A 13,720-nucleotide genomic window follows, 5' to 3' on the forward strand; every position below is an offset into this window, starting at 1 on the left:
GCCATGATCGACGCGCGCCGCCGTTACCTCGTCTCCCTGGCTGGCGTGTTTGCCGTCATCTGGACGTTGCTGGCCATCGACCCGCACGACCGCTCGGCCTGGGCGCTGGAAAATGCGCTGGTGCTGGGCCTGGGCATCGTGCTTTTTGCCACGCGGCACGCGTTCGTGTTCTCGCGCGTGTCGTACACGCTGATCTTCCTGTTCCTGTGCCTGCATACGATCGGGGCGCACTATACGTATTCCCTGGTCCCGTATGACGAGTGGTGGCGTGCCTTGACCGGGCGTACGCTCAACAGCCTTTTGGGCTGGGAGCGCAACAACTTCGACCGCGTCGTGCATTTCTCGTACGGCCTGCTGCTGGCTTACCCGATCCGCGAGATCTTTCTGCGCGTGGCCGAGGTGCGCGGGTTCTGGGCGTACTTCCTGCCGATGGACGTCACGCTGTCGACCTCGGCCCTCTACGAACTGATCGAGTGGGGCGCTGCCGAGTTCTTTGGCGGCGACCTGGGCGCGGCGTATCTGGGGACGCAGGGCGATATCTGGGATGCGCAGAAGGACATGGCGCTGGCGGCGCTGGGCGCGGTCATCGCCATGACCATCACCGCGCTAGTCAACCGTAAAGCGCGGCGCGACGTCGCGCGTGACTGGGCAGACAGCCTGAAGCCCGAACGACGGCGGCACGCCGAAAATCCTTGAAGTCCATAGGGGCATGACGATATATCGGTTAAACCCGATATATGATTCGATAAATTGCGATATACCAATATGACCGCAACTTCCTCACGCACCGAGCAGGACGCCACGCAACCCGCGATCGACGCAGACGCCATTCTCAAGGCGCTCGCCAATCCGGTCCGGCGCGACATCCTGACCTGGCTGAAGACGCCGCACGCCCATTTCGAGGAGCGCCCGGGCCACACCTTTGAACATGGGGTGTGCGCGGGCCATATCGATGATCGCTGCGGACTGTCCCAGTCGACGGTGTCGTCGCATCTGGCCGTGCTGCAGCGCGCCGGCCTGATTTCGGCGACCAAGGTGGGGCAGTGGGTCTTTTTTCGTCGCAATGAACCCGTGATTGCCGCGTTTCTGCGGCAGTTGAACCAGGATATGTAGCCCGTCTGCCATACCCGCAAGCGCCCCATTGCCGGGACGAAAGGATGTTTCATGAACCCGTTGTTTGAACCGCTGAAAGTCGGCGACCTGACGCTGCGCAACCGCGTCGTGATGGCGCCGCTGACCCGTCAGCGCGCCAGCGCCGGCCGCGTGCCGAATGATCTGATGGTCGAGTACTACACCCAGCGCGCCGGGGCCGGCATGATCCTCACGGAAGCCACCGCGGTCACGCCGCAGGGCGTCGGCTACGCGGATACGCCGGGGCTGTGGTCGCCCGAACAGGTCAAGGGCTGGCGCAAGGTGACGTCCGCGGTGCACGACAAGGGCAGCGTGATCGTCGCGCAGCTCTGGCACGTGGGGCGCATTTCCGACCCGATGTTCCTGGACGGCGAACTGCCGGTCGCACCCAGCGCCATTGCGGCCAAGGGCCATGTCAGCCATGTCCGTCCCAAGCGCGCCTACGTGACGCCGCGCGCCCTGGAAACCGCTGAGATCCCCGGCGTGGTCGAGGCTTACCGCCACGGCGCGCAGATGGCGATGGAAGCCGGTTTCGACGGCGTCGAAGTGCATGCCGCCAACGGCTACCTGCTGGACCAGTTCCTGCAGGACAGCACCAACCATCGCACCGACCAGTACGGCGGCTCCATTGAAAACCGCGCGCGCCTGCTGCTTGAAGTGGTCGACGCCTGCGTGGCGGTCTGGGGCGCGGGCCGCGTCGGCGTGCATCTGTCGCCGCGCGCGGACGCCCACGACATGGGCGATTCGGATCTGCCCGGCCTGTTCGGCTATGTGGCGCGTGAACTGGGCAAGCGCGGCATCGCCTTCCTGTGTGCCCGTGAACACGAAGGTCCGGACAGCCTGGCGCCGATGATGAAAGCCGAGTTCGGCGGCGTATTCATCGCCAACGAAGGCTACACGCGCGAAACCGCCGAGGCCGCCGTGGCAGCCGGCCGTGCCGATGCCGTGGCGTTTGGCGTGCCGTACATCGCCACGCCTGATCTGGCCGAGCGTCTGCAGCAAAATGCGCCGCTCAACACGCCGAACCCGGCCACGTTCTACGCATCGGGCCCGGAAGGCTATACCGACTACCCTGCAATGGCGGCCTGACGTTCAGAGTGCGGCGCGCATCGGATAGGTAAACCATCCGAAGTGCGCCGCGTTCAGGCCCAGATGCGCCAGCACGGCGGCGGCCAGGCCGCCGTAGCGGTAGGCCACGCCGTATCCCACCCCCGCCAACGCCGCCAGCAGCATCCACTGCCACCCGCCGGCGTAGTGCGCCAGCCCGAACAGCGCGGCCGCCACGGCCAGCGCCGCCCAGGCGCCCCACGGATGATGACGCCACCATTGCGTCAGACGCTCCTGCACATATCCTCGAAACAACGCCTCTTCGGCCAGCGTGACGAGCAGGGCGTTGTTCAGCAGCCAGATCCAGCCGGACGCGGGCCACTTGGGCGCCCATCCCACCAACCCCAACGCCAGCGCCAAGCCCAGGCAGGCCGTCACTGCGCCCGCGCACGCCAGCAACGCCGCCTGCAAGGTCAGCCGCGCATGCGCCGCGGCCATCGGCGGGGCCAACACCAGCACCACCCAGAACCCCACGAGCGGCTTGTCCATATTCAGGTACATGCCGAACGGCACCGCGTCTGGCGTGAGCGGCGCGGGCGCAATGACGCGCAGGTTGTGAAAACCGGGCAACAGATGGGCAAAGAGCAGCACGGCCACGACCACGAAGAGCGCATGACCGGCCGCGCGCGATACCGGCCCCGCGCTGGCGCGCACCAGCGCGGCCGCTGCAAGCAGCAGTGCCGGCCCCGCCAGCGCCACGGGATCGACGACGCCGTCGGCCAATGCCCAGGCCCACGCCACCGCCAGGGGGGCTAGCGCCCAGCGGCGCGTGCCAGGCGGCCACAAGAGGGCGGCGGCCAGGAACAGGGCAAACCACGGCATGACGTGCGGCATCGGCGGGTGGGAGGCTATCGCGAAGGCCTGAGTGTACGCGCGGGCCCGCGCCGGCTTTGCCTTGCCGGTGATTTCAGGCGACCATGCGGCAGCGGCGGCACATGCCCCGCATATCAGGCGGACATGGCGCCGCCAGCAATGGAGTCAGGAATGAAGACAATCGCGTGGTTGATGCTGGCCGCGGCGCTGCTGCCGTTCGTGTGCACGATCATCGCCAAGGCAGGCGGCAAGAAGTTCGACAACAACGATCCGCGCGCGTGGCTGGCGCGGCAGGAAGGGTGGCGGGCGCGGGCCAATGCCGCGCAGGTCAACACATTCGAAGCGCTGCCGTTTTTCTACGCCGCGGTGTTGTTCGCGCTGTACAACCAGGCCCCGCCCGCGCACGTTGCCACGCTGATGGCGTGCTGGCTGGGCACGCGGCTGGGATACCTGGCGATGTACCTGGCGAACTGGGGCGCGCTGCGCTCGCTGGTCTGGACGGCGGGCGTGGGGTTCGTGATCGCGATCCTGTTCGCGGGCGTCTGAGCCTGCGGCGCACGACCCAATGAGACTGGCCGCGGCGTTACGCGCCGCGGCTGCCCGGCATCACTTCCACTCGAACATGGCGCGCGCGGTGCCCGTGCCTTGCACCGTGACCTCACGCTCCTGCGCCTGGCCGTCGTACGTGGCCGATATCTTGTAGCTGCCCGCAGGCAGCTTCACCAGCATGTAGGGGCCTTGCGACGTGGTCTGCAGCACGGCCTTGCCTTGGGCGTCCCGAATGGCGACGGTCACGTCGGCCACGTAATCGGCCTTGCCACCGCGTTGGGCGGCAAAGGTCAGCGCCAGCGGATAGCTGCTGGACGCGGCCTTCATGGCTTCCGATTCGTCGATGCCGATGCCGCCGCTGACGTACTCCACCGTGCCCTGATGCTGCACGGGCGGCATGCCTGCCTGGGCGGTGGACAGGACGCCTGCAATGGCCATGCTGCCCAGGGCCATGGCGGCGGCCATCGTGCAGCGTTCAAAACGTTTGTTCATGGAATTCTCCTGCAGGAAAACCGGCGGGGCAGCGCGTTGTGGCTGCCCCCGGCGGTAGCTTGCAACGATTCGACTTGCCCGCGCAAGGCGAGTTCGCGTCCGTCCGCCTCGGAAATCAACCGTTTGTATCAGGCGCTGCGTGCGGAGACGCCGCCGGCCTGCCGCCAACTAAACGTCAGCTGGCTCACGCCGCTGACCGAGCCATCCGGCGCGAAGCGCCGTTCCTCCAGCTGCCCGGCGCCGCCGCCATGCAGCGCCATTACGCTGGAGCTGCGCGTGCCGTACTCGGGGCTGACGATGAACGGGCTGCTCAGCAGGCGTTCGCGGTCCGGCGGCAGGCCGGTGGCGGGCAGGTCTGCATCGTCTGCCGGGCTGCGGTCGGCGAGCGCGGCGAACAGCGCGGGCAGGTCCGGCTGCGGCTGGTGGTGCAGCACGGCGGTGAAAGCGGCCTTGGTTCGCGCCAGCTTGGGCCAAGGCGTGTCCAGCAGGTGATTGGACAGGGCATAGACGCCGGGGGCCAACGCGCGCGGCCCGCCGTCGCGGTTGCTCAGGTACCACGCCTGGCGGGCGTCGCCCACGATCAGGTTGAAGCCGTTATATGCCTGGTCCACGCCATGCACCGTTTCCAAATACGCCTGCGGCGTCATGGCGCCGCGCAGAAAGTCCTCGACCAGCGCGCCGCGCGACGGCGCGTCGTCCAGATGCCGGCCGGGCTCGCGAAAGTTGGTGACCAGCGCGTAGCGCCCCTCGGTCGTCGCGCCCATCCACGTGCCGCCCGCCTGGCCGTCGCGCCCGGCGTAGAGGTTCGGGGCGTCCGGCCATTGCGCGGCGGGCAGGGTGGGACGCGCGTGGAACTCGTCGCGGTTCGCGGCGATCAGGACGGGGATGCCGGGCAAGAAGTGCAGGGCCAGTACGGCAAGACACATGATTCAGACCTGATGAAGGGGGGAGGGATTGGCAGGGCGGCCGGGCGCGGCGGTGAAGTCGGGTCCGGCCAGCGTGGCGCGCAAGGCTTCGATCTGCGCGGCGACGTCGCGCAGCGCGGGCGAGGGCGTCGAGATCGCATCGCCAGGCACGGGCAGGCCCTGTTCGACGGAGGCGGCAATGCGATCCAGGGCGGCGGCCAGTTGGGCGACCTCGGCGGCGGGCGGCGCGGCCTGGCCGTCGGGCAGCGACCAGGCCGTGTCCGAGATGGCGTTGGCCACGCGTTCCAGCGCCACTTCGACCGGCCACCAGGCCAGCGCGCGGCGGCTGACCAGCCGGGGCTCGGACAGCCCGCGCTGCAGGGCGATGCGCAGGTCCGACAGGCGCGAGTAGGCGCGGGCGCGCAGGTCGTGCCGCTTGTCGGGATCGGCCTGAAAGACCGTGTTCAGGTACGCCGCCAGCGTGAACGTGGCCGAGGACACGGCATGGTCCAGATTGCTGCGTTCGATCCGGATCCAGGGCAGATAGCCCACCAGCAATACGATGGCCGCCGCGACGCCCACGTCCACCAGCCGAGCCAGCGCAATGGCCCAGCTTCCCGGTTGCAGCGCGCCGATCAGCAGCATGAGGATGGGCAGCATGATGGCCGAAAACAACCCATAGTTGCGCCGAATCGACCACGGCAGCAGCGCGGCCAGCGCGGCAACCGTCAGCAGGCTGGCAAGGCCGCCCCGATCCAGCGCGAGGACGGTGGCGCTGATGCCGACGCCCACCACGCTGCCCGCGCAGCTTTGCAGGGCGCGCGCGAACACCGAGCCGAAGTTGGGCTTGAACACCACCACGACGACGAGCGGCACCCAGTAGGACCGCGGCAGCGCGGCCGCCAGGGCGACAGCCTCGGCGGCAAGCAGGCACAGCCCCAGACGCACGAGATACCGCACCGTCGTCGGCCCGGGCCGGTACGTGCGGACCAGCACGCGCCAAGGCGTACGCGCGGGCGCGGGCTGAAGCGTCGCGAAGGCGTCGGGCTGCGCGGCGCGGGCGCCGTTCAGCAACAGTTGCACCTGCTCCAGCGCCTCGGCCAGTTGCGGCATGCCGGCCCGGCGCAGGGCGGCAATGTCGTCGCGCGCGTCCGGTACGGCGTCGTTTTCGACCCGGTCGGCCACGTGGTTCATGACGCGGGCGCACTCGGGCGGCAATACCCGGCCGGCGCGCGCCAGCGTCAACGCGGCATTGGTGAGCGGCGTGCAGGCCTGCAACTGCGCGGCCAGGCGCGCCAGCCGCGGCGTCGGACCGGCCGACCGGCCACGCGCGGCCAGCACGGTGTCATAGGCGGCGGTCATGGCCGCTTCCATGTCGCGGCGCGCGGCCATGACCCGGGAAGTGCCGATCGCCGCGAACATCGCCGCCAGCTTGCGGTAGGCCTGCGCCACCGCGGCCCGCTCCGGCGCGATGGGGTTCACCACCCACCCGGACAGCGTCAGCGCCAGGCCGAACAGCCCGCCCGCGCCGACCAGCACCGGCGGCATCCACGCGGGCAGCGTGGACGTCAAGCTGGAGCCGACGATGACGTAGGTGGCAAATTGCAGTGTGGCGACGGCGGCGATGTTGTTGAAGGTGCCGACCAGGCTGGCCGCCAGGACCAGCACCATCATGGCCGCGGAGGTCCACAGGCCGTGCCCGGCGATCAGGTTGCCCAGCAGGTAGCCCAAGGCGCCGCCGAACACCGTGGATCCGATCGAAAGCGCCCGGTTGCGGTAGGGGCCGCCGTTGTCGCCCGTGATGGCGGGCAGCGCGCCCAGCGCCACCAGCGCGGCCGCCGCGCCCTGGTCAAGCGCCATGCCCACCGCCGTCGGCAGGCCGATGGCCAGCGCGGCGCGCAGCATCACCCACGGATTCACCGGCGACGGCTCCATGTGCGCCAGGCTCATCAGCCAGCGCATGTTCGAGGCGTGCGCGAGGCGGCTTACGGATGGGCGGGACAAGGTGGCCTCATGGGCGGCTGTCAGGCCTTGATGAGCGGCGCCTCTTCGGGCGCGGCCAGGCGGAAGTAGTCGTCGGTGTTCAGCAGGATGGACGCGTCCAGGCGTCCCGCGTTGAACACGATTTCGGCGTGGCGTTCGCGCAGGCTGGGGTCTACCAGCAGCGTCAGGTCCGGATTGAAACTGAAGGGCGGAATCGCGCCGATCTCGCAGCCGGTCAATTCGCGCGCCAGGTCCTGCGACGCGAGCGAAGCCTTCTTGCCGCCGGCCGCCCGCGCAATGGCGTCCAGGTCGGCCTGCTTGTCCGCGGGAAAGACGGCCAGCACGTTCTTGCGCAGGTTGGAAGAGATCTTTACGCGGCAGACCAGCGCCTTGGCGCCCTGGCTGACCTCGGTGCCGCGAATGGCGGCGACCTCGACGGAACGCCCGGCCGCGGCATGTTCAAGCAGGCGGTAACGGGCCTGGTTCTGGATGAGCAGGGCTTGCAGGCGTTCGAAGACTTCCATGGGACTCGGGGCAGAAGCGGCCGGGGGTCGGCCTTGTACGCGAAATCATACGCCCGCGGCGCGCTAGATTTCCCCGGTGAATGCGTAGCCCCAGCCCCACACGGTACGGATGGGCAATTCCACGTCGACGTCCTGAGCCTTGCGCCGCAGGCGGCTGACGACGACGTCCGTGCGGCGGACGGATTCGCGGCCGGAATGCGGATCGATGCCCGGCGGGTCGCCGCGCGGCATGCGCTTGTCGGGCGAGCCGGTCAGCTTGAGCAGGAAGTCGCGTTCGGCCTGGGTCAGCGCCAGGCGCGTGCCGTGGGGGCTGACGAGCGTCCAGGCCGCGTCCAGGAATTGCCACTTGCCGGTCGGTTCGGCGGGCGCCGCGGCCACGGCCGGGCGCGGCTCGGCCTCGGGGGCGCGGCGGCTGGCTGCGGTGGGCACGCGGCGCACAAGCGCCTGCAGGGCGGCCGCAATCTCGCCCGTGGCGACGTCGGGCGAAAAGCAGGCGTCGGCGCCGCAGTGCAGGCCCAGGATGCGGTTCTCGGGGGTGTCGAAGGCGGAAATGGCGACGATGCCGGCGGTGGTGTCCATGGCGCGCAGACCTGCGACGGCCATGCAGAGATCGGTAAATTCGGCTTGCATCACGAGCAGCGGGGTGCGGCGGGCCTGGAACAGGCGGAACAGTCCGTTGGAGTCTTCGCAAGGACGCGGCGAGAACCCCATTTCGGCCAGTTCCTCGCTGCGGCGCACGCGCTGGCCGGCGTCGGGAGCGAAGACGATCAGGTCTAATAGGTCATTCATGAATCGGTGTGAACATCATGCAGCTTGAGCACAGGCATGATGCAACGGTTACACCGCTTTCCAAAAAGCGCTCAACGACACTTTCCTACCCGAATTCTCGGCCATGGGCGCGGCAATCGCCTTTTGTCGGCTCACGGAACGGCGGCAACCGCCTCATTCCACCATCCGCCGCCCAGCGCTTGTAACAAGGCGGCCGTGTCGGTGTAGCGCGCCGCGTCGGCCTCGATGCGCGAAATCCGCGTCTGTAACACCTGCCGCTGGCTGTCCAGCAGGCTCAGGTGGCTGATGCCGCCGGCCTGGTAGCGGCCCGCGGCGATGCGTCCGGCGTCGTCCGCGCGGCGCCAGGCGTCGTCATAGGCCGCGAAGGCCTCGCCGTCCGTCTGCAGCGCGCGCAGCGCATCGGCCACCTGGCGGAAACCGTCCAGCACGGTCTGGCGGTAGGCCGCAGCGGCCGCATCATACGCGGCTTCGGCCGAGCGCTTGCGCGCGCGCAGCTCGCCGCCGTGAAAGAGCGGCTGGACAAGGCCCAGGCCAAGATTCCAGACATTCACGCCATTGGCCAGTTCGTTCGCGCCCGTGCGCTGGGAACCGAAGCTGGCGGTCAGCGTGAACTGCGGATACAGGTTGGCCGTGGCAACGCCCACGTCGGCCGATGCCTTGTGCCACAGGGCTTCGGCGGCCAGGATGTCTGGCCGCTGGCGCGTCAGCGCCGAGGGCACGCCCGTGGGCACATCCGGCGGCAGCGTCAGGTCCGCCAGGCGCAGCGGGGGCGACTGCAGGCTGGCGGGCGGCATGCCCAGGTAGGTCGCAAGCTGATGGGTCACCTGCGCCAGCTGGTATTCCAGCGGCGGCAGGGTGGCGCGCGTCTGCGCGACCAGCAGCTCCTGGTTGCGCAGGTCGGCCAGGGCGATGCCGCCCGCCTCCAGCCGTTTCTGCATGATGTCCTGCTGGTTCACCTGCGCGGCCAGCAGATCGCGCGTGGCCGCCAGCCGCTCGGCCAGGTCCGCCTGGCGGATGGCGGCGGTGACGACGTTGGCCGCCAGCGACATGCGTGCCGCCTGCAGTTCGTGGGCCTGGTAATCCATTTGCGCGGCCAGGCTTTCCAGCGCGCGGCGGTTGGCGCCGAACACATCCAGGGTATAGGACACGTCGATGGAGGCGTTGTAGAGCGTGAAGGGCGGGGGCGGCTCGGCGACCGGCACGCCATAGGCCGCCGGATCCACCTTCTTGCGGGCTGCCGACAGGTTGCCGTCCACTGCGGGCAGCATGCGCCCGCCGGTGTCGGCGGCCAGGTCTTCCTGCGCCTGCCGCAACCGCGCGCGTGCCTCATCCAGTGTGGGGCTGGCGTCTAGCGCCTGGCGCACCAGCCGGTCCAGCGGCTCCGACTGGAACAACCGCCACCACTGCCCGGGGATGTCGGCGCCCGCCTGCAGGCGTTGCTGTCCCGGCGGCAGCGCGTCCTGTCCGGGCGTATAGGACGACACGGCGGGCGCGGCCGGCTTGTCGAAGTCGGGACCGACCGCGCAGGCGGTCAGCAGGGCGCAGAGCGCCGAGACGGCCAGGGGGCGGGAAGCGGGCAGGTGGCGGGCGCGGAGCATGGGATCAATCCAGGGTGCGGCGGTAGAACTTCACGGCGGCGGTCATCACGATGACGGTGAACAGCATCAGCGGCCAGATGTTGGGCCACAGGTCCCACCAGCCGTTGCCCTTGAGCAGGATGCCGCGGATCAGCCGGTTGAAATACGTCAGCGGCAGCAGGTTGCCCAGGTGCTGCGCCCACATCGGCATGCCCTGGAACGGAAACATGAAGCCCGACAGCAGCATGTTCGGCAGGAAATAGAACATGGTCAGCTGCATGGCCTGAAGCTGGTTCTGCGCCAGCGACGACAGCGTGATCCCGACCGTCAGGTTGGCCGCGACGAACAGCAGCGCGGCCAGGTAGACGGACAGCAGGCTGCCCATGATGGGCACGTGAAACACGAAATGCGCCGCCGCGAGAATGATGCTGGCCTGGATGAGGCCGATGGCAATGTACGGCACGATCTTGCCTGTCATCACCTCGATCGGCCGCACCGGCATCGCCAGCAGGTTTTCCATGGTGCCGCGTTCTCGCTCGCGGGTCATCGCCAGGCCGGTCATCATCACCAGCGTCATGGTCAGGATCACGCCCATCAGCCCCGGCACCGTGTTGTATTGCGAGATCTGTTCTTCGTTGTAGAGCTGGTGGATGCGCACGTCGAAGGGCGGCTGGCCGCCCGCCAGGCTTGCCAGCGGCCCGGTCAGATCCTTCTGCGCGACCGCCTGGGTGAGCTGGGTGGCCGCGCCCAGCGCCATGCCCGTGGCCATGGGGTCAGTGGCGTCCGCCTCGATCAGCAGGGCGGGGCGTTCGCCGCGCAACAGGCTGCGGGTGAAGTCGGGCGGAATGGTCACCACGAACAGCACGCGGCCCTGCGCCAGGGCGGCGCGTCCCGCTTCCTCGGTGTCCAGTTCCTCGACGATGTGAAAGTAGTCCGACGAACGCATCGCCGCGATGAAGCTGCGCGTGAACGGGCTGTGGTCCGAGGCGATGATGGCGGTGGGCATCTGGCGCGGGTCGGTATTGATGGCGTACCCGAAGAGCGCCAGCTGCATGATGGGCAGGCCGACGATCATGCCGAAGGTGATGCGGTCGCGGCGCAGCTGCAGGAATTCCTTGAGCACCATGCTCCACCAGCGCGACCACGAAAAGCCGTTCAGGCGCACGGTCATGGCTGGCTCGAAAAGTTGTCGGTGGACCGGTTCATCAGATAGATGAAGACATCTTCCAGGCTGGTGTCCACGCGTTCCAGCCGCAGGTCCTGGCCCGCGATGGCCGCGCGCAGCGTGCTTTCCAGCTGCGCCGCGTCCTTGCCGCTGACATGCAGCGCCGACCCGAAAGCGACCGTCTGGTCGACCCCGGGCGCGCCGCGCAACTGCTGGCCGAGCGGGACCAGGTTGGCGCCGTGGATCGCCCAGGTGGTCAGGTCCTGTTCCGCGATGACCTCGTCGGCGGTGCCCTGCGTGAGCAGCTTGCCGTACGAAATGTAGGCCAGCTTGTGGCAGCGTTCGGCCTCGTCCATGTAGTGGGTGCTGACCAGCACCGAGATGCCGCGCGCCGCCAGTTCATGCAGCTGCTCCCAGAAATCGCGCCGGGCCGTCGGGTCCACGCCGGCGGTGGGCTCGTCCAGCAGCAGCAGCCTTGGCTGGTGCAGCAGGCAGGCGGCCAGCGCCAGCCGCTGCTTCCACCCGCCGGACAAGGATCCCGTCAATTGCCCCGCGCGGCTTTGCAGCCCCAGATCCTGCAGCGCGCGGTCCACGGCCTCCTTGCGCTGGTCCATGCCGTACATGCGCGCCACGAAATCCAGGTTCTCGCGGATGGTCAGGTCCTCCCAGTACGAGAACTTCTGCGTCATGTAGCCCACGTTGCGCTTGATCTGGGCGCTGTCGCGCAGGATGTCGTAGCCCAGGCAGGTGCCGCTGCCCGAATCCGGCGTGAGCAGGCCGCACATGAGGCGGATGCAGGTCGTCTTGCCGCTGCCGTTGGGGCCCAGGAAGCCGAAGATTTCGCCCTCGCGCACCTGCAGCGTCACGTCATTCACGACGTGCTTGTTGCCGAAGTGCTTGTTCAGGCCGTGAACGTCGATGACGTTGGTGGCGGAGCCGGGGGTGCTCATGGCAGGGTGGCCTCCACCGGCTGGCCCGGATGCAGCCGCGCCGCCACATCGGCAGCCGGGCGCGCTTCAACCATGTACACGAGCTTGCTGCGGCTTTCGCGGCTGTAGATCACGGGCGGCGTGTATTCGGCCTGATCCGATACGTAATCGATGCGCACGGGTATCGGATCGCCGCAGCCATCGCAGCGCAGCGTGGCCTGCTGCCCGATCTTCAGCGACCCGACGACCGTCTCCGGCACAAAAAAGCGCACCTTGATGTTGCCGGGCGGCAGCAGGCTGACGACCGGGCTGCCGGCGGGCACCCATTCGCCCACCCGGTACATCGTGTCGAACACCCGGCCCGCGGACGGCGCGGCCAGCTGTTTCTGGGCCAGCGTCCATTCGGCTTGCGCCAGCGCGGCGTCGGCGGCTTGCACCTGCGAGGCCTGCGCGCGCCGCGCGTCGTCGCGCCCCGGCAGCCGGTTCACCTCGACCTGCGCCTGCAGTTCGCGCACGCGCGCCGCGTCCGACTGCGCCTGTTCGCGGCTGTCGTCCAGCTGAGAGCGCGGGATGCCGCCGATGCGGAACTGCGCGTTGTCGCGGGCAAGCTGCGCGGCGGCTCGGCGGCTGGCCGCTTGCGCCTGTGCCAATTGCGCCAGGCTGACATCGACTTCGGGGGGGCGCTTCCCTGTGGCGATGTCCTCCAGTTGGGCGCGCGCCGCTGACAGCTCGGCCTGGGCCTGATCGCGCGCGGCGGCTTCGCGTGTGGCGTCCAGCGTGTACAGCGGCTGGTTGGCGTCGACCTGCTGGCCGCGCCGCACCGCCAGCGTGTCCAGGCGCCCCGGCTCGGACGAGGCCACATAGACGTAGTCGCCCTCCACGTAGCCCTGATAGAAGGCCTGGTCGTTGTTGCCGCAGCCGAAAAGCGTCAGCAAGGCCAGGGAAGCGGGCAGAAGGCGGAGGGTGCGCATGGTCAGCGTCCTGAAGACGAGGAGGTTGGCGGCGTGGTGGGCGCAAAGAGGCCGCCGGTCAGCATGGCGATCGCGTGGCGCGCGATCGCGTCGTTGTCGATGGTCTGCGCCACCGGGTCGTTCTGCCAGATGCGGCGCCATAAATTCGACGTGGCCAGCGGCAGCAGCGTCATGCCCAGAATGGACAGGAACACCAGGCGCGGTTCCACCCCCGGCGTGATGGCGCCGCGCCGCTGGCATTCGGCAATCAGGCCGGCAAACGCCTGAAGCCGGTCCGATGGCAGATGGCGCAGCACGCGATCGCGCAGCTGGCCGCCTTCGTTGACGACTTCGTGCATCCACAGCGAGGGCAGCCAGGGCTTATCCGTCGCGCTCTGGACCACGCGGCCCACGATTTCCGTGATGAAGCCTCGCGCCGCCGACGCCGGATCGGGCAGGGGGGCCGCGGGCGTGCCGCCAGCAGCCGGCCCACCGGCGGCTCCACCCGGCTCAAGCGGCACGGGCGCCCAGACATAGCCGATGACGGGCACGATCCGCTCCAGCACCACGGCGTCGATCAATTGGTCGCGGCTCTTGAAGTAGTAATGCAGCATCGCCGGCGTGACGCCCGCGCGTTGCGCGATGTTGGCGATCGTGGTGGCGGCCACGCCCTGCGCGGCGAACAGCTGCGTGGCCAGATCCAGCAGATTGGCGCGCGCGGTGGCGTTGTCCGGACGCGGCGGACGCCCGGGACGGCGAGGGGACGAAGGAGGGGATGCGGAAGCCATGCGGCGGATTCTAATTAA

General features: G+C 68.9%; 15 protein-coding genes. 4 read left to right on the forward strand and 11 right to left on the reverse strand.

Features of this window, described 5'->3' with window-relative positions:
* Positions 1 to 3: 3 nt before the first annotated feature.
* From ASD87_RS03515 to ASD87_RS03525, 3 genes are all read left to right on the forward strand, one after another.
* Positions 4 to 696 carry a DUF2238 domain-containing protein gene (locus ASD87_RS03515; RefSeq protein WP_056317199.1) on the forward strand — a complete coding sequence of 231 codons (693 nt, stop codon included), beginning with the start codon at positions 4 to 6 and terminating at the stop codon, positions 694 to 696.
* A 69-nt stretch (positions 697 to 765) separates the two neighbouring features.
* Positions 766 to 1,113, forward strand: coding sequence for a helix-turn-helix transcriptional regulator (locus ASD87_RS03520; RefSeq protein WP_056317201.1), 348 nt, complete (start codon positions 766 to 768; stop codon positions 1,111 to 1,113).
* 51 nt (positions 1,114 to 1,164) lie between these two features.
* Entirely contained in the window at positions 1,165 to 2,220 is a 1,056-nt protein-coding gene (locus tag ASD87_RS03525; RefSeq protein WP_056317203.1) for an alkene reductase, read from the forward strand.
* A gap of 3 nt (positions 2,221 to 2,223) precedes the next feature.
* Here ASD87_RS03525 and ASD87_RS03530 read toward each other — a convergent pair whose 3' ends face one another.
* A complete protein-coding gene (locus ASD87_RS03530; protein WP_235512595.1) occupies positions 2,224 to 3,060 on the reverse strand; it encodes a CPBP family intramembrane glutamic endopeptidase in 837 nt (278 codons plus the stop codon).
* 162 nt (positions 3,061 to 3,222) lie between these two features.
* Here ASD87_RS03530 and ASD87_RS03535 point away from each other — a divergent pair, with 162 nt between their 5' ends.
* Positions 3,223 to 3,597, forward strand: a complete 375-nt coding sequence (locus ASD87_RS03535) for an MAPEG family protein (RefSeq protein ID WP_056317209.1) — start codon at positions 3,223 to 3,225, stop codon at positions 3,595 to 3,597.
* Positions 3,598 to 3,657: 60 nt separating this feature from the next.
* On the opposite strand, the gene ASD87_RS03540 is transcribed toward ASD87_RS03535, so the two are convergent.
* The 10 genes from ASD87_RS03540 to ASD87_RS03585 form a co-directional block, all read right to left on the reverse strand.
* Complete coding sequence (locus ASD87_RS03540) at positions 3,658 to 4,092, reverse strand: carboxypeptidase-like regulatory domain-containing protein (protein WP_056317213.1); 435 nt, start codon at positions 4,090 to 4,092, stop codon at positions 3,658 to 3,660.
* Positions 4,093 to 4,220: 128 nt separating this feature from the next.
* The gene (locus ASD87_RS03545; RefSeq protein ID WP_056317216.1) at positions 4,221 to 5,018 is read right to left on the reverse strand and encodes an NRDE family protein; all 798 of its coding nucleotides are present in this window, start codon (positions 5,016 to 5,018) and stop codon (positions 4,221 to 4,223) included.
* A gap of 3 nt (positions 5,019 to 5,021) precedes the next feature.
* Entirely contained in the window at positions 5,022 to 7,001 is a 1,980-nt protein-coding gene (locus tag ASD87_RS03550; protein WP_056317219.1) for an FUSC family protein, read from the reverse strand.
* Between the two features lie 20 nt (positions 7,002 to 7,021).
* Positions 7,022 to 7,504 carry a YbaK/prolyl-tRNA synthetase associated domain-containing protein gene (locus tag ASD87_RS03555; protein WP_056317222.1) on the reverse strand — a complete coding sequence of 161 codons (483 nt, stop codon included), beginning with the start codon at positions 7,502 to 7,504 and terminating at the stop codon, positions 7,022 to 7,024.
* Positions 7,505 to 7,567: 63 nt separating this feature from the next.
* Complete coding sequence (locus ASD87_RS03560; RefSeq protein ID WP_056317225.1) at positions 7,568 to 8,293, reverse strand: response regulator transcription factor; 726 nt, start codon at positions 8,291 to 8,293, stop codon at positions 7,568 to 7,570.
* Between the two features lie 131 nt (positions 8,294 to 8,424).
* Positions 8,425 to 9,891: an efflux transporter outer membrane subunit gene (locus tag ASD87_RS03565; RefSeq protein WP_056317227.1), complete on the reverse strand. Its 1,467-nt coding sequence runs from the start codon at positions 9,889 to 9,891 to the stop codon at positions 8,425 to 8,427.
* A 4-nt stretch (positions 9,892 to 9,895) separates the two neighbouring features.
* Positions 9,896 to 11,041 (reverse strand): ABC transporter permease, encoded by a 1,146-nt coding sequence (locus ASD87_RS03570; protein WP_056317228.1) that lies wholly within the window; start codon positions 11,039 to 11,041, stop codon positions 9,896 to 9,898.
* Positions 11,038 to 11,985 carry an ABC transporter ATP-binding protein gene (locus tag ASD87_RS03575; RefSeq protein WP_056317231.1) on the reverse strand — a complete coding sequence of 316 codons (948 nt, stop codon included), beginning with the start codon at positions 11,983 to 11,985 and terminating at the stop codon, positions 11,038 to 11,040. The genes ASD87_RS03570 and ASD87_RS03575 overlap by 4 nt, the downstream gene beginning before the upstream one ends.
* A complete protein-coding gene (locus tag ASD87_RS03580; protein WP_056317233.1) occupies positions 11,982 to 12,935 on the reverse strand; it encodes an HlyD family secretion protein in 954 nt (317 codons plus the stop codon). The genes ASD87_RS03575 and ASD87_RS03580 overlap by 4 nt, the downstream gene beginning before the upstream one ends.
* A 2-nt stretch (positions 12,936 to 12,937) precedes the next feature.
* Complete coding sequence (locus ASD87_RS03585) at positions 12,938 to 13,702, reverse strand: TetR/AcrR family transcriptional regulator (protein WP_056317236.1); 765 nt, start codon at positions 13,700 to 13,702, stop codon at positions 12,938 to 12,940.
* Positions 13,703 to 13,720: the final 18 nt, after the last annotated feature.

It is taken from the genome of Achromobacter sp. Root170, assembly GCF_001428165.1.
Taxonomy (GTDB): domain Bacteria; phylum Pseudomonadota; class Gammaproteobacteria; order Burkholderiales; family Burkholderiaceae_B; genus Achromobacter; species Achromobacter mucicolens.

Coding starts and splice junctions, on each gene's coding strand:
- ASD87_RS03560 (WP_056317225.1), bottom strand. CDS start 8,293: ATGAATGACCTATTAGACCTGATCGTCTTCGCTCCCGACGCCGGCCAG.
- ASD87_RS03570 (WP_056317228.1), bottom strand. CDS start 11,041: ATGACCGTGCGCCTGAACGGCTTTTCGTGGTCGCGCTGGTGGAGCATG.
- ASD87_RS03555 (WP_056317222.1), bottom strand. CDS start 7,504: ATGGAAGTCTTCGAACGCCTGCAAGCCCTGCTCATCCAGAACCAGGCC.
- ASD87_RS03565 (WP_056317227.1), bottom strand. CDS start 9,891: ATGCTCCGCGCCCGCCACCTGCCCGCTTCCCGCCCCCTGGCCGTCTCG.
- ASD87_RS03545 (WP_056317216.1), bottom strand. CDS start 5,018: ATGTGTCTTGCCGTACTGGCCCTGCACTTCTTGCCCGGCATCCCCGTC.
- ASD87_RS03515 (WP_056317199.1), top strand. CDS start 4: ATGATCGACGCGCGCCGCCGTTACCTCGTCTCCCTGGCTGGCGTGTTT.
- ASD87_RS03535 (WP_056317209.1), top strand. CDS start 3,223: ATGAAGACAATCGCGTGGTTGATGCTGGCCGCGGCGCTGCTGCCGTTC.
- ASD87_RS03540 (WP_056317213.1), bottom strand. CDS start 4,092: ATGAACAAACGTTTTGAACGCTGCACGATGGCCGCCGCCATGGCCCTG.
- ASD87_RS03575 (WP_056317231.1), bottom strand. CDS start 11,985: ATGAGCACCCCCGGCTCCGCCACCAACGTCATCGACGTTCACGGCCTG.
- ASD87_RS03520 (WP_056317201.1), top strand. CDS start 766: ATGACCGCAACTTCCTCACGCACCGAGCAGGACGCCACGCAACCCGCG.
- ASD87_RS03525 (WP_056317203.1), top strand. CDS start 1,165: ATGAACCCGTTGTTTGAACCGCTGAAAGTCGGCGACCTGACGCTGCGC.
- ASD87_RS03585 (WP_056317236.1), bottom strand. CDS start 13,702: ATGGCTTCCGCATCCCCTCCTTCGTCCCCTCGCCGTCCCGGGCGTCCG.
- ASD87_RS03530 (WP_235512595.1), bottom strand. CDS start 3,060: ATGCCGTGGTTTGCCCTGTTCCTGGCCGCCGCCCTCTTGTGGCCGCCT.
- ASD87_RS03580 (WP_056317233.1), bottom strand. CDS start 12,935: ATGCGCACCCTCCGCCTTCTGCCCGCTTCCCTGGCCTTGCTGACGCTT.